Origin of the sequence: Vibrio splendidus, from assembly GCF_024347615.1 — a bacterium.
Lineage (GTDB): Bacteria > Pseudomonadota > Gammaproteobacteria > Enterobacterales > Vibrionaceae > Vibrio > Vibrio splendidus.
In genome coordinates this window covers 1,195,992-1,215,348 of record NZ_AP025509.1, presented here as the reverse complement: position 1 = coordinate 1,215,348, position 19,357 = coordinate 1,195,992, and the positions used below count along the sequence as shown (strand labels likewise).

The 19,357-nt window shown below is 45.1% G+C and carries 15 protein-coding genes; 5 read left to right on the top strand and 10 right to left on the bottom strand.

The window, feature by feature from the left end:
* Nucleotides 1-39 precede the first annotated feature (39 nt).
* Genes OCU90_RS22625 through OCU90_RS22600 form a run of 6 tightly spaced genes read right to left on the bottom strand, consistent with a single transcriptional unit; the run spans nt 40 to nt 6,982 of the window.
* Complete coding sequence (locus tag OCU90_RS22625) at nt 40-1,722, bottom strand: BatD family protein (protein ID WP_061022187.1); 1,683 nt, start codon at nt 1,720-1,722, stop codon at nt 40-42.
* 2 nt (nt 1,723-1,724) lie between these two features.
* A complete protein-coding gene (locus OCU90_RS22620; protein ID WP_061022184.1) occupies nt 1,725-3,629 on the bottom strand; it encodes a VWA domain-containing protein in 1,905 nt (634 codons plus the stop codon).
* A complete protein-coding gene (locus OCU90_RS22615) occupies nt 3,622-4,614 on the bottom strand; it encodes a vWA domain-containing protein (RefSeq protein ID WP_099426127.1) in 993 nt (330 codons plus the stop codon). The genes OCU90_RS22620 and OCU90_RS22615 overlap by 8 nt, the downstream gene beginning before the upstream one ends.
* Complete coding sequence (locus tag OCU90_RS22610; RefSeq protein WP_061022180.1) at nt 4,607-5,092, bottom strand: DUF4381 domain-containing protein; 486 nt, start codon at nt 5,090-5,092, stop codon at nt 4,607-4,609. Before OCU90_RS22610 ends, OCU90_RS22615 begins: the two co-directional genes overlap by 8 nt.
* On the bottom strand, nt 5,089-6,015 hold the full coding sequence (locus tag OCU90_RS22605; protein ID WP_061022178.1) for a DUF58 domain-containing protein: 927 nt from the start codon (nt 6,013-6,015) through the stop codon (nt 5,089-5,091). Before OCU90_RS22605 ends, OCU90_RS22610 begins: the two co-directional genes overlap by 4 nt.
* A gap of 10 nt (nt 6,016-6,025) precedes the next feature.
* Nucleotides 6,026-6,982: an AAA family ATPase gene (locus OCU90_RS22600; protein WP_017084836.1), complete on the bottom strand. Its 957-nt coding sequence runs from the start codon at nt 6,980-6,982 to the stop codon at nt 6,026-6,028.
* Between the two features lie 455 nt (nt 6,983-7,437).
* Between OCU90_RS22600 and OCU90_RS22595 the strand changes: the two genes are divergently transcribed.
* A complete protein-coding gene (locus OCU90_RS22595) occupies nt 7,438-9,354 on the top strand; it encodes a methyl-accepting chemotaxis protein (RefSeq protein WP_061022176.1) in 1,917 nt (638 codons plus the stop codon).
* A gap of 224 nt (nt 9,355-9,578) precedes the next feature.
* Nucleotides 9,579-9,779, top strand: a complete 201-nt coding sequence (locus tag OCU90_RS22590) for a restriction endonuclease subunit S domain-containing protein (RefSeq protein ID WP_004732016.1) — start codon at nt 9,579-9,581, stop codon at nt 9,777-9,779.
* A 230-nt stretch (nt 9,780-10,009) separates the two neighbouring features.
* Here OCU90_RS22590 and malK read toward each other — a convergent pair whose 3' ends face one another.
* The gene (gene malK / locus OCU90_RS22585) at nt 10,010-11,122 is read right to left on the bottom strand and encodes a maltose/maltodextrin ABC transporter ATP-binding protein MalK (RefSeq protein ID WP_004732014.1); all 1,113 of its coding nucleotides are present in this window, start codon (nt 11,120-11,122) and stop codon (nt 10,010-10,012) included.
* A gap of 664 nt (nt 11,123-11,786) precedes the next feature.
* Here malK and malE point away from each other — a divergent pair.
* From malE to malG, 3 genes are all read left to right on the top strand, one after another.
* The gene (gene malE, locus OCU90_RS22580; RefSeq protein ID WP_017084832.1) at nt 11,787-12,971 is read left to right on the top strand and encodes a maltose/maltodextrin ABC transporter substrate-binding protein MalE; all 1,185 of its coding nucleotides are present in this window, start codon (nt 11,787-11,789) and stop codon (nt 12,969-12,971) included.
* 81 nt (nt 12,972-13,052) lie between these two features.
* Nucleotides 13,053-14,624: a maltose ABC transporter permease MalF gene (gene malF / locus OCU90_RS22575; protein WP_017079792.1), complete on the top strand. Its 1,572-nt coding sequence runs from the start codon at nt 13,053-13,055 to the stop codon at nt 14,622-14,624.
* A gap of 11 nt (nt 14,625-14,635) precedes the next feature.
* A complete protein-coding gene (malG, locus tag OCU90_RS22570; RefSeq protein WP_017081399.1) occupies nt 14,636-15,526 on the top strand; it encodes a maltose ABC transporter permease MalG in 891 nt (296 codons plus the stop codon).
* A 583-nt stretch (nt 15,527-16,109) separates the two neighbouring features.
* Here malG and OCU90_RS22565 read toward each other — a convergent pair.
* From OCU90_RS22565 to OCU90_RS22555, 3 genes are all read right to left on the bottom strand, one after another.
* Nucleotides 16,110-16,382, bottom strand: a complete 273-nt coding sequence (locus tag OCU90_RS22565) for a hypothetical protein (protein ID WP_017079795.1) — start codon at nt 16,380-16,382, stop codon at nt 16,110-16,112.
* A gap of 234 nt (nt 16,383-16,616) precedes the next feature.
* Nucleotides 16,617-17,120 (bottom strand): acyl-CoA thioesterase, encoded by a 504-nt coding sequence (locus OCU90_RS22560; protein WP_004732005.1) that lies wholly within the window; start codon nt 17,118-17,120, stop codon nt 16,617-16,619.
* 428 nt (nt 17,121-17,548) lie between these two features.
* Nucleotides 17,549-19,186 (bottom strand): peptide ABC transporter substrate-binding protein, encoded by a 1,638-nt coding sequence (locus OCU90_RS22555; protein ID WP_061022174.1) that lies wholly within the window; start codon nt 19,184-19,186, stop codon nt 17,549-17,551.
* Between the last annotated feature and the right edge of the window lie 171 nt (nt 19,187-19,357).

The window sequence follows — 19,357 nt, the reverse complement described above, 5'->3', positions numbered from 1 at the left end:
TGTTTAACTAGCTTTCTGCTTACTTAGAACGCTGGTTAATTAAAGCCTTTCTAATGTGCTCTTGTGTGTTTTGTTCGAGATGCGTTTTGGTTTCTTAACCGCTTTGATTGCTAGAGCTGGATCCCATGACTGACTTGGTGAACCAGCTTCAGCGTAGAGACTCTGATTTAGCTTGGTGAGCTCAGCTTCGATTGTTTCTAACGTCTCATCACTCAAGTCTGAATTATCTACTTTCCATTGCTCAAACAAGGTTCTGGTCATCACGCCATCTTTCGCTTTTAGAGTTTCAATAAGCGCTTCGGCTGTATCGGATTGACGTTCATCTTTTTGCTTTGGTTTTATTGCTGTACCGCGGCGTGACCAGAAGTAGAAAGCAAGCGCCGAGCTGATTAACCATAACGCAGCAAACAGCGCCGTTAGATAAGGCCACATTCCTGAGTTTTCAACGGTAACAATTGTCGGGCTGGCTTGCTGAGTTGGTGTTTCAATAACAGGAGGCGGCGTGCTTGAGGTTACGCGATCACTCGCCTGAACCGACAACTCAAGACCAAGAGCCTTACTGGTTTTTTGTGATTGCGAATCGGTGTTAAACCAAGTTTGAGAAACACCAGGCAGGGAGATGCTTCCAGATTCCTTAGGGATGAGAACCTGCTTATAAACAACGACAGCATTACCGGATTGGGTAGTGCCAAATTGCGGTTTCTCTTCATACACGCGCACCGATTTAGGGTAGGTGATGTTCAGTTTTGGTAACTGGTGTTGGGTCAAGTTGCTGGCTGTCATTGTGATGGTACGAGTTAACGAATCACCGGCTTCCATTTCAATATTCTGCTTGTCGCCACCTAAAGCATTGCTACCTGTCAGCTCGTTGCCTTGGCTATCTGACCATTTCTGAATCAACTTGAAGTTCGATGTTGGTAACCACTCACCTTGATAGCCTTTTGGTACAGGATTCACTGTGACATCTAAGGTTTCAACGGGCGTGTCGAGTTGGAAAAGGCGCGTTGTGCTTGAGTTGTTGGTTGAGTAAACAACAGCACCGGTTAACTTTGGTCCTTGAAGCTGAAATTGCCCAGCTTGTTGTGACGATATATGGAAAGATTGCTGAACAACCGTGACTTCTTGTCCGTTGATAACATCTTGAAATTGCTTAGACTCTCCAATCGGTTCCACATCTAATTGCGCTGAACTTGGTGGCGCAATTTTAGGATCTTGCAGTCTTCTAGGATCAGCCTTAATGATGAGTTTTACATCAAGCTCCGCGACCTCTTGAGGGTATAGCGAGTCTTTACTCAGATTAAGTTGAAACTCGGCCATATCATTCTGCTTTGGAGCGGCTTTATTAACCGCAACGTTGATGGTGATCGGTTGGGTTTTTGCGCCTTCAATATCAAAACTAGGAATCTCTAATCGGCCTAATCGAAGCGGGGCAAGGGTAATATTCCACTCGCTAGACACAGTGCGGCTACCATTGACGATTCGCATCGACGACCCAAAGCTTGGGGTGCCGACGTAGAAATCCTTCTGAAGAGGGGTTAGATCTAAAGCACCGGACGATACTTTTTCATCGGTCGCCACTCTAAGTAGAAAGACTTCATCTTTGGTCACACTGTTTTGGGAAACGCTCGCCACTGCGGTCGCTGCGAATACAGAATGTGACGAGAAAACACCGATTAGCAGTGTCAGTAGCATTGATAAAAATGGCTTGTTTAAAAATCGCATGGTTACCACTTTTTGTTTTGGTTGTTAGGAGCACTTTTTTGTCGTGCTTGTAGAATCATTTGCGCTTTCAGCAGTTGGCTCGGGTCGCGAGCACTCTCTACTTGCTCAAGTTTTCGCATATCAGGATCGCTCGACATAGGTTGACCTGATACTTGTGCGGCAGCTTGTTGAGCGTTGTTATCAGTGTCTTCCTTAGCAGCCTCTTGTGCTTGGGCTGCCTGAGATATTGAGTCACCCTTGTCCTGTGGCTGTTTATCTACTTGCTCCGCTTTGTTTTGTTGCACAGCTTGCTTGTCGTTTTCTTCATCCGTCTTGGAATCAGAGCGACTATCAGCTTGGTTTTGGTCAGTATTCTGATCTTGGTTTTCACTTTGATCTTGGCTGCCGCTTTGACTTTGCGACTTGCCATTGTCAGCTGAGCTTTGTTGTTGATCCTGCGAGCTTTGCGAAGAATCATTTTGCTGACCTTGCTGACCTTGCTGACCTTGCTGACCTTGCTGGTCTTGTTCGTTTTGGTCTTTGGACTCAGAATCGTCTTGCTGTTGCTGTTGCTGTTGCTGTTGCTGTTGCTGTTGCTTCTGAGCTTGTTCGACAATCTCTAGGTTCTTCTTCGCGTAAGCATGTTCAGGGTTACTTTCGAGAATACGTTTATACTCTTTTATCGCTTGGTCGTACTTACCTTGCTTTGCTTGTGCATTGGCGAGGTTGTAGCGAGTATCTTCGCCAGAAAGACCTTGTAGCGTCTGTTCGGCCGCTTCAAAATCACCGGCTTTGTATTGCGCTATGCCTTTCCATTCTTGCTGTTCGAACTGTTCTGCGGCTTGTTGAAAGTCCTCATCTTGATACAACTGATAACCCACTTGGTCATCGGTTTTCCAAGGATTTGCAAACGCAGTATTCGGTTGGCTGAACGAGACAAGTACAGCTAGGCCACACCAAATGACCCCTTTTCGAAATAGGCCAAGGGCAGGAAGTAACAGGAACGGCAATAGCCAGAAGCCGTTGTTTACTCTGGTGTTGAGTGAGTTGTTGGTTTTAGTCACTTCTGATGTTGTCGCAACTCGGTCGAGGTAATTTGCGATGTGTTCAACGTCTGAGTTATTAAATTGCACCTCGGTGAATGTGCCACCAGAGCGACGAGTCAGGTCGCGCATATTGTCTAAGTTAGTTTTTGCCACCACGGTTTGCCCTGAATCTGTTTGCAGCATCGACCCGCTTGGTAGAGAGATTGGCGCGCCACTTTCCGTGCCTACAGCCAAGACTGATAATGTCCAATTGCTGCCAGAGAGTAGCGAGTCGATCTCTTTCTTCTCTTGATCATCGATATCATCGCCAATCAGTACCAGATCGCCTTGATAGATATGGGCTCGAGTCATCATCTCAATCGCAAGCTTAACTGCCGATGCTGCATTGCCTCCTTGGAAGGGCATGATATCTGGCGAAAGGTTGGGTACGAGGTTCTTGATGGTATTGATGTCTGACGTTAGCGGACTGATGGTGTAAGCATCACCTGCGTAGGCTACCATTCCCGTAAGGCCTTCTTTCCACAATGAAAGCAGATCCAGGGCCTTGTATCGCACCTGTGTTAAACGGTTTGGCTTAATGTCAGTGGCATACATAGACATCGACATATCCATGATCACAACTCGCGCCTGTGTTTTTTCAAAGCTTGGCTGTTCATTTTTTTCAAAGCTTGGACCGGCCAATGCGATGACACCGACTAACCACCAAACACCGAAATAAGTGCTGCGGTTTTTCGATGGCTTGCTTGATTCTGGCGCCAAGTATCGGGCGATGTGTGACGCCAATAGCCCTTGCTTAGATTGTCTCTTGCTAAGCCACCAAATAGCGGGCAGCACGGCAAGAGCAAAGAACCAATATGGGTAGATAAAAGTAAAGTTAGACATTGTTTCTCCTAATGGCTAACAGCATAAATGCAAAGAACATTGCCGCAGACAGAGGCCAGACAAACCACTCTTGTTGTGGTCGCCATATCTTAGTGGCATTCGTCACGGGCTCTAACTGGTTGATGGTGTCGTAAATCGTTGCCAATTCTTTGCTGTCTCGCGCTCGGAAGTACTGACCGCCAGTGCGTTTGGCTATTTCCATTAGAGTACGTTCATCCAAGTCTTGAGCAGTATTGACCTTACGAGTCATGAAGAACTCTTTGACCATCATTTCACCCGCACCGACACCCACGGTGTAAATCGTCGCGTTGTACTTCTTAGCAATATCCGCCGCTTCAAGTGGATCTAATACGCCCGCAGTATTACTGCCGTCACTGAGTAGAATCATTACACGCTGAGGAGCGTCGCTGTCGACAAAGGTTTTGGTGGCAAGGCCAATACCATCACCGATCGCAGTTTGAGTACCGATAAGCTTTAACACCGCTTGATTGAGTTGTTGTGACAGCGTGTCTCTGTCTAACGTCAGTGGCGTCTGCAAGTAGGCGTGATCAGCAAATAGCACTAATCCGACTCGGTCACCTTTGCGTCGCTCAATAAAGTCACTCAATACATGTTTTACTGCAGATAAGCGGTCGATGTATTCACCATTGAATTGCATGTCCTCTTGGCTCATCGAGCCGGAGAGGTCGACAACTAACATCAAATCACGGTGTTTTGGCTGAAACTCAACTGGTTCACCGTACCAAACTGGGCGTGCCATGGTCGTTACCAATAAAAGCCAGATGATGACCGACAACGCCTTGGGTAAGCGACTGCTCGGCGTTTTGGTATTGCTGTCTTCTGGTAGAAATGGAAGCCTTAGGGCACTGCTTGATTCTGACCTTGGCGAGAACAAGTAAACAAGGATTGGCAATGGCGCGAGGAAAAACATCCACCACCAAACGAACTCGATGTTTAGTAAGCTCGTGTTTAAAAGATTAGTCATAACGACCTCGCTTTGGAGGAAGGGCTTTATGAAGCCAGATTTCGCAGTCATTAACCAATTGCTGTTGAGCCTTTTTTTGTTCGTCGCTCATTAAGGCTGTATCTTGGTAGAGCGCTTGTTGCCATTGCGATTGTTTTGCGGCGAACAACGGCTTCGCCAATTGCGCATCCAAGAACGCCAACCAATCATCACCAGACAAGCCTGCCACTTTGTCGCGTGGAAAATAGCTCAGTGCAGCCTGACGAACGATGTCTTGAGCTGCACTCGGAGACAAGGTATTGGAAGGCTGACTATCACGAAAGCAAGCAAGTGCTTCGTTTTTCGCGTATTGGTTCTTTTGTCTGCGTTTTACAATGAAAAATACTAAGGCGATCAGAACGATGGCCGTGATAATGATTAACCACCAACCCCATGCCAAAGGCCACCATGACGGTGCGCTTGGCGTAATAATCGGGCTCAGGTCGAGAGGTTGATTCATGACTGAACTCCTGATACTTGGCTCATTAACGATTGCGCACAAGACAATGAACTGTATGGGATCGCCAGAGAAAGGCTCATTTGCATAAGCTGTTGTTGCTTCTGATCAAATGCGTGACTGAGCTTTTCCTTTTCCTTGCTTGAGGAAAAGTTAAACCATTGGGTTTTATTGCCGTCGGTGATCTGTTTTGAACCTTTGAATGCAGTAACACCTTGCTCCAACGGGTCGTAAAAATGCACCAAGCGAACCCGATTGTGTCGACGTATTTGATTGATAAGTGAGTAATTACTTTCGTTATAACGGACAAAATCACTGAGCATAATGATATCGCTGCCTTTTGGGCAAAGCTGATGAAGAGACTTCAATCCATGCTCTAAGGTTGTGTCGTTGTGATTGTCTTGGTTGGTCAGCGCTGCGTTATTGATTTCTATGACTTTTTGCAAAATACGCAGCGGAGCATGGTTGCTAGCACTGGGTTTAATCTCAATGATCTCTTGGCCAGTATCTATCACTGCGCCAATACGATCTTTTTGAGCAACGGTTAACCAGCAAAGTTGGCTGGCAAAGTGCGCGAGTTGAACCGATTTAAGCAATAAGGTTGAGCCGAAAATCATACTGCTCGACAGATCTAAGAACAAAATCACAGGCTGTTCTCTTTCTTCAGAAAACAGTTTGGTATGCGCCTTGCCTGTTCTCGCTGTGACTCGCCAATCAATGCTGCGGATATCGTCGCCTGCCTGATATTGGCGAACCTCAGAGAAGTTCATCCCGCGACCTTTACGATTGCTCTCGTGTTGACCGTTTAGTTGTGACCACAGGCTCTTGGCTGGAGGCAACCAGCGAACAGACTGCGCTTTGTATTGCAGCAGTTCGTCTAGATTTAACGTGACACCGTCACTATGGTTAGGTAATTGATTATTCATGCGCGTATCCCTATGCGCTACCAACCAACGAGATAAGGTGTGCGATCACTTGGTTTGCAGTGACCCCTTCGGCTTGTGCGTGGTAGCTACGAAGCAGGCGGTGACGTAATACAGGGAATGCCATCGCTTGAACATCTTGTGGTGTGACGTAATCTCGTCCTGCAAGCCAAGCGTGAGCGCGGGCACAACGGTCTAACGCAATGGTTGCACGCGGGCTAACACCCATGTCTAACCATTGATCAAGTTGGTCGCTGTATTGCTTAGGTTGGCGAGTCGCCATAACCAGTCGAATAATGTACTGCTCGATGGTATCTGCCATGTGAATGTTGAGTACTTCTTGGCGAGCTTCGAAGATAGTTTGTTGAGAAATAGGCTCTGGTTGAACAGGTTGGTTGCCTTGAGCTTCGCCTCTGTTTAGGCGCAAGATCTCAAGTTCACTTTCCATGTCGGGATAAGCCACTTCTAAATGCAGCAAGAAACGGTCTAACTGAGCTTCCGGCAGCGGGTAAGTGCCTTCTTGCTCAATCGGGTTTTGCGTTGCCATCACCAAAAACAGATCAGGCAGGGCATAGGTTTTTCGACCTGCGGTCACCTGTTTCTCTGCCATCGCTTCCAGCATTGCCGCTTGAACTTTCGCCGGAGCTCGGTTGATCTCATCCGCTAGAATCAGTGAGTTGAAAATCGGACCTGATTGGAAGGTGAACTCTCCCGTTTCGGGACGGAAAATATCGGTACCAGTTAGGTCGGCAGGCAATAGGTCAGGGGTAAATTGAATACGGTGAAAATCTCCCTCGACACAGTCAGCCAGTGACTTTACTGCACGGGTTTTTGCCAACCCTGGAGGCCCTTCAACAAGGATATGACCATCTGCCAGTAAGGCGATCATCAGTTGCTTAACGAGCTCTTGCTGACCAATGATTTGAGACTCTAAGTAGTTTTGAAGGATTTCGAAGTTGTTTTTATGCATTTTTGGACTCTCTGGGGGCCATTTGATTCTTATTTTGAGTATTGGTCACTTATTAATAGGAAAAAGTTCCAGTACATTTGCGGAATTTATTTTTTCAAAATTGGAAAGATTTACAAGTGTTTAGCTAAAAACATCGTTAGGGTGTGATTATTACCATATCAATTGGTTTTTATATACAAAAGCTCGGGGGGAGGTCGTTGTTTGAGTGCGGTTAGATATCAGGGCTGAGAGCTAAAATCGATTCTCGAAAGTACGATATTTGCTCAGTTAATTCATATCTAATCTGAATGGTTTTTATTGTTACATTATATTTGCAGTTTTTTTGAGAGAAAAGTCTCTAGTTTTACTGGTTTTGGCCGATACATCACTCAGGTTGTGCATTGCTTGTTGGAGTGCACTAAAAAAGTCCTGTTCAGGGTATACCAATAACGAGCGATTCTTTTAAAGGTCCAAATATGTTTAAAACTAACTCTCTGAGTATCAAACAAAAAGTTGTACTTGGAATTACCTTTGCGGTTCTTGCATCGACAGTGATTGTCGGCGCAATGGCACAACAGCAAGCAAGAGATGTATTGAGTCACCGTTTGGTTGATATTGAGCTTCCCGGTATGTTGGAGCGAATCAATGGTGAAATTGACCGTGAAGTCTCTCAGTTATTGTTAGCTGCGGAGCAAATTGCTTCAAATGAATTCATTTCTGATGCTATCGAATCGACCGAGCGCGATGCCGCGCTAGAGAATAAGCTGGTTAAACAACTGAACAATGTTCGCAACCAATATCAGTTGAACGATGCCTCGGTAGCGAACCGTCAAACAGCTTACTACTGGAACCAAGATGGTTTCTTACGCCAGTTAAACCAGCAACAAGACGGTTGGTTCTTTGGCTTTACGCAATCTGGACAGCCGACCATGGTGAGCATGTTCCAAGAAGCGAATGGCGAAGTGAAGATGTTTGCTAACTATCAGCAGCCTTCTGGTTTGGCGATGTCTGGTCTATCAAAATCGATGGATGACATGGTTAACCTACTCAATGGCTTTAAGATTGAAAATACAGGCTTCGTATTCTTAACCGATAGCCAAGGTGATGTACAAATTCACCGTGAGCGTTCTCGTAGCGATTCTTCACTTCAACAACTTTACGGCCCTCAATCAAGCCAACTATTGAACAAGTCGGGCTTCAATCTGATTACCACTGAAAGCCAAGGACAAGAACTGTTTGTGGCGAGTTTGTATGTGTCGTCAATGGACTGGTTCGTTATTGGTGTGGTACCAACCGGTGAAGTGTTTGCTGAGCTCGATGCGACTGCGCAGAAGATGCTGATCATGACTGCTATCGTGGCTTTAGTCTTTATCCTAATGGGCGTAGTTCTGGCAAACAGCATTACTCAACCAATTAAACTTCTGGCTAAGCGATTCGGTGACCTTGGCGAAGGTGATGGCGATCTGGCGCAGCGTATCGAAGTGAAGGGCAACGATGAAATTGCACAGCTTTCAAAAGGCTTTAATGGATTCATTGAAAAGATTCACGAGTCTATGAAAGAAGTATGCTCGACAAGCCAAGCGCTTCAAGTGGCGGCAGAGAGTGTTTCTAACAAAGCACACATCACCCACGATAATAGCCAAGAGCAACGTGATCAAACCCTTCAAGTAGTTGCTGCCATTAACCAAATGGGCATGACTATCAGCGAGATAGCATCAAATGCGGCAACGGCTGCGGAAACGGCCACTCAAGCTTCAGGCAATACTGAAGTCGGTCGCTCAGTGGTAAACAAAGCAAAAGATGCAATTAGCCGCTTAGCTCAAGATATTGAGAGCACGGGTCAAGTGGTTGAACAACTTGCTTCAACAACACAAGATATCGGATCCATTCTGGGTGTTATCCGTGATATTTCAGAGCAAACCAATTTACTTGCATTGAACGCAGCGATTGAAGCAGCGCGTGCCGGTGAGCAAGGCCGTGGCTTTGCCGTGGTAGCAGATGAAGTACGAAATCTAGCAAGTCGTACAGCAGATTCAACGGAAGAGATTCAGAAGATGATCAACCAACTGCAAAGTGATGCTAAAGATGCAGTAGCAGCAATGAGTACAGGTAAAGTCATTACTCTTGAAGGTGTAGCTGCATCGGATGAAGCCGTAGATGTATTGGGTGGCATTTCAGACCGCATCGTAGACATCACCGATCGTAACACGCAAGTCGCAACGGCAACGGAAGAGCAATCAACCGTAGTTCATACCATTAACCAGAACATTGAAGAGATTAACGCAATCAATGAAGTGACAACGGGTACCGCTGAGCAGCTTGCTGAAGCGAGCCAAGAGCTCCGAGACCTTTCTTCACGTCTGGATAAGATGGTTGGTTCATTTAAGCTGTAATCTCTTTGAGCTTTAATTCCTTTAAGCTGTAGCATGGCTTAGAAAGGGACACAGACGAAGAGCTGGATTCATTTAATCGTGAATCCAGCTCTTTTTATTTAGGGGTTTGTTTTCTTCTAACTGGCCTTAGCTTGATCTGGTTTCGGGCTTTGCACTTAATCGCTCTAGCATCACAGAGCGTAAATGAGTAAAATCTGATTAGGTTTAATATTTAGGTAAGTATCATGAGCGATTTTGAAAAAGAACTAGAGCAGATGACTCAAGAGATGGGCGATGAGCCAGAAGTAAAACTGCCATCAATTGAAGAGCAAAAAGCGATCGTTGCTGAATTTAAGCGACTAGAAGCGGAAGGCAAACTAACACCAGAAGTGTTAGAAAAGCATTTTGGCCAGTTCAACAAAACAAGTGATACGCCAATCCACTAAGTTTCTGCAGGGCCAACCTATATCGTTTAGGTAGGGTGGCTTTTAGCTCAAACAGATAAAGGTCTAGCATCCGCTAGGCCTTTTTTATTGCCGCGCGAAAAGCTAACTGAGCGGTGCGCAAAATTAAACAATCAAAGCGAAAGTAGCTGGCGTCTTTAAACAAAAAAATCCCTCTTACTTGGTAAGAGGGATTCGATATGGGCAAGTTATATCTTAAAAAGGCGAACCGATTAGTCGGTGCCGTACTCTTTGTACAAGCGACGACATGCGCGACCATCGCTATGGAACAAGTGACAACGGTGCGCAGGAATACCAATCGCTAGTTTGTCACCAGACTCAATCGTCAACGTGTCTGGTTGGCGATAAATAACGTCAGCATCAGCACTTTCGAGGTTTAGGTAAACCTGAGTTTCGTTACCTAGTTTCTCGACCATCATCACTTCAGCTTCAATCGTCGCATCACCTGTTTCAGCAGACAACAAGTGTTCAGGACGAACACCCAGAGACATACGGTCACCAGCATTGACAGTCGTACCATCAACTGGGATCCAGAAAGTCATACCGTTAGAAAGTTGAACTTGTACGCGTTCTGCTTCAGCTTGCTCGATGTGAACCGACATAAAGTTCATCTTCGGCGAGCCAATAAAGCCTGCCACGAAACGGTTTTTAGGGTAGTGGTAAAGGTCAAGAGGTTTACCCACTTGAGAAACATAACCGCCATCAAGAACAACAATCTTATCGGCCATTGTCATCGCTTCCACTTGGTCGTGGGTAACGTAGATCATGGTGCAACCAAGTTGACGTTGTAGTTTAGTGATTTGCGAACGCATTTGAACACGCAGCGCAGCATCTAGGTTAGATAGAGGCTCATCAAGTAAGAATACGTTTGGCTGAGAAACCAGAGTACGACCGATAGCAACACGTTGACGTTGACCACCAGATAGGGCTTTAGGTTGACGCTCAAGAAGGTGACCAAGCTGAAGAATTTCTGCAGCATGCTCAACACGCTTGTCGATTTCAGCTTTGTTAGCGTTCGCTAGTTTCAGGCCGAAAGACATGTTGTCGTAAAGGTTAAGGTGAGGGTAAAGCGCGTAAGATTGGAATACCATACCTACGCCACGCTTTGAAGGCTCAACGTCATTCATGCGTTGGTCGCCAATGTACAAATCACCAGACGTAATGTCCTCTAGACCTGCGATACAGCGTAATAGCGTCGATTTACCACAACCTGATGGTCCAACGAATACTACGAACTCACCTTCGTTGATGTCTAAGGTTACGTCCTTAGAAATCTGTACATCACCATATGATTTATAAACGTTTTTTAACGTGACACTCGCCATCTAGCTAGTCCTCGATCGATCAAATTTTAAGTTTTACTGCTTATCATTATAAGAAATTTTTGGGTCAGCAGTAACTGTAGGAATTGGTAAGTATTGAATGAGTAAGAAAAAAGTGGGTGAGACTTGGATTCTTTAACCAAGCCCACCCGTCATAGCCAAACTGGTGCCTATTTCCCCCACATCCAGCTAAATCTCCCCCGTGATTCAATCACAGATTTAGCTCGATGCTTAATAAAGACAACAGCGGGCAGTGAAGCCAACTAAATGAACAGTGCGGTTACACACGACATTCGCTGGTAAAGGGTTCTTACTATCCACTCTTGGATGGATGCAGTTTCGGTGAATTGGCGCAATGGTACATCCTCCCAATGAAAATTTAACGAGGGGGAGTAGTAGGGGAGGAGTAGATAAATGGGGTTATTAATAATTGGCGATCCAGTTCAAATAAATCCACCCCATAACGGTGATGTTGATCACGATGAGTATGGATTTTGTGATTTCAGTCTCTAATCTGACCGGATGGCGATCACGAAATTAAGCCATAATAGCTAGGGCGTAGTGGCTAGGATGATGAGTTAGAGTCTATTTTCTCAGATCATAAGCCCTGAAAACTGGCTCGTCTTGGTAGATGTGCCCTACGTATAAATATAAAAAGGATATTCACATGAAAAACGCTCTAAGCGCTGTAGCTCTAGGAACATTAGTTGCTCTGGGTTCTTTTGGTGCAAATGCTGCTATCGAAGAAGGACAACTAACTATCTGGGTAGGTGGTGACAAAGCTTATGAAGGCATGGCTGAAGTAGGTAAACGCTTCGAAGAAGACACTGGTGTTAAAGTAACAGTGGCTTTCCCTGACAAACTAGAAGAGAAGTTCTCTCAAGTTGCAGCGGCTGGCGATGGCCCAGACATGATCTTCTACGCACACGACCGTTTTGGCGGCTATGCAGAAGCGGGGCTTCTTGTTGATATCAAACCTTCTAAAGAAATTAAAGAAGGTATCGTAGACTTCGCATGGGACGCTGTTTCATACGAAGGTAAAACAATCGCTTACCCAGTAGCGGTTGAGTCAGTTTCTCTAATTTATAACAAAGCACTTGTTCCTAACCCACCTAAGTCTTGGGAAGAAATCCCAGCACTTGATGCTGAACTTAAAAAAGATGGCAAAAAAGCGATCATGTGGCCTCTACGTGGCGGCGCTTACTTCACATGGCCTCTACTTGCAGCTGACGGCGGTTACGCATTCAAACAGACTGCAGAAGGTTACGACATTAAAGATGCGGGCGTAGCGACTGAAGGTGTTCAGAAGTCTCTAGGTTTCATCGAGAAGATGGTACAAGACAAAGTTATCTCTGCAGACATGGATTACTCAGTTGCTGAGTCTGAATTCGTTGCAGGTAACGTTGCAATGACAATCAACGGCCCTTGGGGTTGGGAAAACATCAAGAAAGCTGGCATCGATTACGGCGTAGCAACTTTACCTAAGTTCAACGGTAAAGCGTCTAAGCCTTTCGTTGGTGTATGGGCTGGTGGTATCAGCACTGCTTCTCCAAACCGCGACCTAGCTGTTGAGTTCATGGAAAACTACCTACTAACTGATGAAGGTATGAAGAGCCTGAATGACGACAAGCCACTAGGCGCTGTTGCTCTTAACTCTTTCCAACGCCAACTAGACAGCGACACTCGTATTGCAGCAACAATGGACAACGCGATGAATGGCGAAATCATGCCTAACATCCCTCAGTTCACAACGTTCTGGTACAGCATGGAAGAAGCGATCGGTAACGTAGTTGACGGTCGTCAAACAGTAGACCAAGCACTAAAAGCTGCTGAAGGTCGTATGACTAAGTAACAACCAAGCACTACCTTTTAAGGAGAGGGTAACCTCTCCTTACTTTTCTATTTTTTATCTATATCGCTAGCAGGTTCCTCTATGCAGTCAGTTCAAGGTACAGATGCTATCCCAGCACCATCAAGCCTTCTAGGCAGTAAAAGCGTCTTCATCAAATGGGGGTTGCTTGGTAGTGTTGGCTTAATTAACGGCTACGCTACAATTCTAATGTATTCACGCGGTGAGCTCGCTTTTGCGCTGCTTACTGTGATTTTAACGGCTTTGGCACTTTACATTTTTGGCAGTAAGAAAACTTACGCCCACCGTTATATTTACCCGGGTATTGCTGGAATGATCTTGTTCATTCTTTTCCCATTGGCTTATACCGTCGGGCTTGCGTTCACTAACTACAGCGCAAAAAATCAACTGTCTTTAGAGCGTACTCAAACCGTTCTTTTAGATCGCTCATTCCAAAGTGGTGAGAGCTACCCATTTACTTTGTACAAGACTGATGACGGTCACCAGATCGTTGTTAAAGATGGCGACCAGCTGTTAGCAACAGACGTATTTTCTTTTGAAGATATGAGTGCAACAGAGATGGACCTATCTGCAATTGAGTCTGCACAAGGTGAGAAAGAGAAGATCAAAGCGATCATCCAAAACCGTTCTGCGATTAATGCGGTTGATTTCCATCTGCCTAACGGCGACGACATCCGCATGAGTGGCTTACGTAAGTTTGCTTCTGTTGCTCCGCTTTACACGCTACAAGACGATGAACAAACGTTAATCAACAATGAAACGGGTGAAGTTCTCAAGCCGAACATGGAAGAGGGTTTCTATCAACCTGTTGATGCCAATGGTGAGTTTACTGGTAACACAATCTCCCCGGGCTTTGTGGTTAATATTGGTACACATAACTTTGAACGTGTTTGGAAAGATGATGGTATTAAAGAACCATTCATCAGCATCTTTATTTGGACGGTGATCTTCTCGGTATGTACCGTAGCGTTCACGCTTGTTATCGGGCTTGTACTTGCGAATATCGTGCAATGGGAAGAGCTAAAAGGTCGTTCAATCTATCGTGTTCTACTGATTCTGCCTTACGCAGTACCAGCATTCATCTCGATTCTTATCTTTAAAGGTCTATTCAACCAGAGCTTTGGTGAGATCAACATGGTGCTTGAGAATATCTTCGGCTTAAGCCCGAATTGGTTCTCTGACCCAATTCTTGCGAAAACCATGGTGTTGATGGTTAACACGTGGCTAGGTTTCCCTTACATGATGATTCTATGTATGGGTCTACTAAAAGCGATTCCTGATGATTTGTACGAAGCGTCAGCGATTGATGGTGCGAACTTCCTTGATAACTTCAAGCGTATTACATTCCCATTGATGATTAAGCCGCTTACACCGCTATTGATTGCAGCGTTTGCCTTTAACTTCAATAACTTTGTAATGATTCAACTATTGACGAACGGTGGCCCGAACATGATTGGCACCTCAGAGCCAGCGGGTTACACAGACTTGCTTGTAAGCTACACCTACCGAATTGCATTCGAAGGCGGCGGCGGTCAAGACTTTGGTCTAGCAAGTGCAATCGCAACGCTTATTTTCCTATTGGTTGGTGGACTTGCGTTACTAAACCTTCGTTTCACTAAACTGTCTCAAGATTAAGGAGCACGACAATGGCTATGGTACAAGGTAAAGGCCTTAAATACCGAGTGTGGGCAACGCATGCAGTGTTGTGGTGCTTCTTGGCAATGATTATCTTCCCACTACTGATGATCATCGCTATCTCGTTCCGTGAAGGTAACTTCGCCACCGGTAGTTTGATTCCCGATAACCCATCACTGGAGCACTGGAAACTGGCTCTTGGTATGTCGGTAACGAATGCTGACGGCTCGGTGACACCACCTCCATTCCCAGTACTAACGTGGTTATGGAACTCAATTAAAGTTGCGGGTGTGACGTCGCTTCTTATTGTGGCATTGTCTACAACATCGGCTTATGCATTTGCTCGTATGCGCTTTAAAGGTAAAGAAACTATCCTGAAAGCGATGATGATTTTCCAAATGTTCCCAGCAGTACTGGCTCTAGTCGCTATTTACGCGCTGTTCGACAAGCTTGGTCAATACATCCCGTTCTTAGGCTTGAACACGCACGGTGGTCTAATCTTCTCGTACTTAGGCGGTATCGCACTGCACGTTTGGACGATTAAAGGTTACTTTGAAACGATTGATAACTCGTTGGAAGAGGCTGCAGCACTGGATGGTGCAACGCCTTGGCAAGCATTCAGATTGGTTCTATTACCGCTGTCTGTACCAATTCTAGCGGTTGTGTTTATTCTTTCGTTCATCGCAACAGTAGGTGAAGTGCCTGTAGCATCTATCCTGCTAACCGATGTGAACTCTTACACGCTAGCGGTAGGTATGCAGCAATACCTATATCCTCAGAACTACCTATGGGGTGATTTTGCGGCAGCGGCTGTACTTTCAGCACTTCCGATTACTATCGTGTTCTTACTTGCTCAACGTTGGTTAGTTGGCGGTTTGACGGCAGGTGGTGTAAAAGGATAAGCTGTACCCTATAAGAAAGACAAAGAGCGACCTTCTAGGTCGCTCTGTATTGGCATTTTTATTACATCATTTGGTTTGGCCGCCGATCAGTAATAAAAATAACCCTCAGGTTACGCATAGCTGGCTACTAATCAGGTTCCTTACGCTATTAATGATTAGTGGTTTTTGTAACTCTAACCCAGGTATTTACTTGGGTTTTTTTATGCCTGCTACTTTTTGCTTTCTACTTTGTCCGGATGTTCGTTTTACCTGTCAGTTTTTGTGCTCATAGCTGCTTTAGCCATTAAAGTTTCGAGTCACTTCTCTCCCGAATCTCTCCTGCCTCATTCCTCTTACAGGATGGCATGAACGAGTCTCACAAATCAGACACTCAGTATAAGGGGCAGTTGCTCTATTGATATATTGCTAATATTTCAATGCGTGATACTTCAATGATTTGTATGCAACGATTAGCCTGATTGCACAGAAAATGTCTATAACGGCAGGCTACTGTTGATGCATCGTGAATAGCTATCACTCGTAGTTATTGGTTTGCTTGGAAGTATCTTTCGATTCAAAGATAAGGGGGAATCGGGTGTTGAGGTTAGAATTCTCTACTAGAAGGAGCACAGCCAAGATGCTGCAACAGCACATAGATGCTTTCTTGGTCGAGTGCCACACGACGAAATAGATCCGCAAACGTCTGGTCACCACCAAAACAAGTTTGGATGTAGTGGTTAATTTCGTTGCTGTCGTAGCCTTCGACGTACAAAGTTCTAACCCATTGGTACTCAACCGCCTTTAAATTGTTCAGTGTAGATTCGCTAAGAGTGGGACGTGTGACGCTCAAGAGTGGCTCCAGGAAATTCAAATACATCCATTATGATTGGCGGTATTTAAACAGAGCAAAATGACGACTTTATTACAGTCAAAATAAATCCGCGAACAAGTGCCGATTCATTTCAACCTTTGGCTGGGCATCACGCTCTAATAGATCGTATTAGATCTACTGAGGCTTTGCTTGCAAAGATCGAGGGTATTAGATCAACCAATGCCAAGCAGGTGCTTGGCATTGTAATATGGTTTTGTAGCGTAGCGTGGTTGGTAAAGTTTACTTAAGGTACTTTACGTGTGCTTCCATCTCTTCACCGATCTGTTTTCGCATGTTCATTAGGCGAATAGCCGAATCTCTTAATTCGATGTCTTCTGGTGTTTCTGGCACCCACTCTGGCACCTTAGTCGGGTTACCATTTTCATCAACAGCGACCATAATAACGATACAGTGAGTCGTTAGGCGGTTGTTGAGTTCTTTAGGGTCGCTGGCTTGAACGTCGATAGCGATGTGCATAGAAGATGAACCGGTATAGATGACCTTCGCACTTACCTCTACAAGGTTGCCAACATGGATCGGAGCTACGAATCGAATCCCCCCTGCGTAAGCGGTAATACAATATTTACCACTCCACCCAGCAGAACAAGCGTAGGCTGCTAAATCGATCCACTTCATTGCTGCACCACCATGAACTTTACCACCAAAGTTCACATCCCCAGGTTCAGCTAAAAAACGCAGAGTAACGTCTCGTTTACCATCTGGTCGGTTATTGTTACTGCTCATCTATCTTCCTTCATTATTATTGTGCTGTATAACATGCTTGTTACTTGCTAATAACAATATACTTAAGATGACATAAATTAAAGCGGTGTTTCTCACGATTAAGACTATTTTTTCAAACGGGTGACGAACGGATGAATATTGATGTTTAAAGGCGGTAGAGGCGAGTGGCAAACGCGGATGAAGCAATATTGAGCAAGTGCCTAGCCACATTGACTAAGAACCAATAAATGTTGAGCTGACAGCTAGAAAGGTCGATTGCAAAAAAAAACACCTAGCGTAATGCTAGGTGTTTCTAAGCCGTTTGGTACTCATTGCGGTACCTTATTTTGTTTTAGCCAACTAACCGCTGTTTATCTGGTTTAGTTAAATTATCTTAGTCTTTTTACCACTAAAGTGGTAGTTAAAAATGTTTGTTATTCAGCTCATTTTTACTCTTGAATAAAGTATAGATCCTTCGCGTAGATATTTCCTTTCGGATTATTGTTAGGGAAGCCTTTGAGAGTATTTCGCACTAATCGGGTGTGATTGTAATGATATAAAGGCATAACTGCTGCAGATTCGTTAAGTAGCGATTCAGCCTGCTGGTATAAAGTAAAGCGTTTAGACTGATCTTCCGTTTTACTTGCTTGCTGTAAGAGCTCATCGTAATCGGAGTTGCAGTAGCCACTTTCGTTTGCCGTGTGACCACAAGTGAACGCCTCTAACAGTGCAGAAGGCTCTGGGTAGTCACCAAATGCCCATGAGCGTGCAACTTGATAGTCACCAGCGCCTTTTGCCGCAACATACGCTTTCCACTCCATGTTTTCCAATTCTACCTTCACACCCAGCGGCTTCCACATCGATGCAATCGCTATTGCTATCTTTTTGTGATTTTCACTGGTGTTATAAGTCAGTGTGAATTTGAGTGGGTTGCTCTCGTTGTATCCAGCGTCAGCAAGTAGTGTTTTGGCTTTTGTTAAACGCTGCGTGCTGTCTAAAGAATTGAATTCGGATAAAGGCGCTGTGTAGTCAGGAATATTATTCGGCGTCACGCTGTATGCTTCTGGCTCACCTTGGCCTGTAACTTTCTCGACCAGAATCTCACGATTGACGGCCATGCTCAGTGCTTGGCGTACTCTTACGTCATCAAAGGGTGCTTGACGTGTATTGAATGAATAAACGTAAGAGCCCAATAGAGCTTGCGCTTTGATTTGCTCAGGGCTTTCTTGGATTAATTTTTGGTAGTACTCAAGCTGGACACGATTGGTCATATCAATCTCACCAGCTTGGTAACGAATCAGCTCGGCATTTTGAGAAGATAGACCGAGATAGGTTACCTTATTAATGACTGTCGATGTGTCATCCCAATAGTTTGGGTTTCTCTCGACCTCAACGTATTCATTGGGTACCCATTTGCTCAAAGTGTAAGCACCGTTGGTCGCGATATTTTCTGCGCGAGTCCATTGGTCGCCTTTCTCTTGAACCAACTTAGCAGGCAGAGGGGAAAAGGTCTTGATGCTCATTAAACTCATAAAGTAGGGCGTAGGTTTTGAAAGTGAGATCTCAACCGTGTGCTCATCTAATGCTTTGATGCCAAGCTCAGAGGGAGCTTTGTCTCCTGATAGAATCTCGCTAGCGTTCACGATGTTAGCCGTCGAAAAAACAAAACCCGTGTTGTTACCTGTTTTAGGAGACACAGCGCGCTGCCAACCAAAGACAAAATCGGATGCTGTGACTGTCTCACCATTCGACCACTTGAGATTCTCTTTCAATACAAATGTCACGGTTTTGCCGTCTTTGCTGATAGACCACTCCTTGGCTTGCCCTGGGATGATTTGCCCGTCACTGTTCTCAATCACAAAGCCTTCAAACATATCATTGACGATAATGTCACCGGGCATGCCTGAGTTTACGTAACTAGGGTCTAGAGTGTTGGGCTCCGCGCCGTTGCCACGCACAAAATGTTGTTCCTCAGCTAATAGTTCTTCAGCTAACGGAGTTTCTGTCGGAACAAAGGCAGCAAAACTTGAAGTAGAGGACAAAGCAAGCAGGGACGAGATGATCACAGGGATCCTTGGTTGAGTCATTGTAATTCCTTTTACAACTTAAACAGTACTTAATACATTAAACCTGAGTCGGTAACATGTTGCAACCACAATGAACGCGTATTAAAAGCATTTGAAAGGCTTGTGAATAAAACAACAGTGCCTACTTCGGAAGTAGGCACTGAGAGAAAAGTGAGTTTGAATATTTACCCT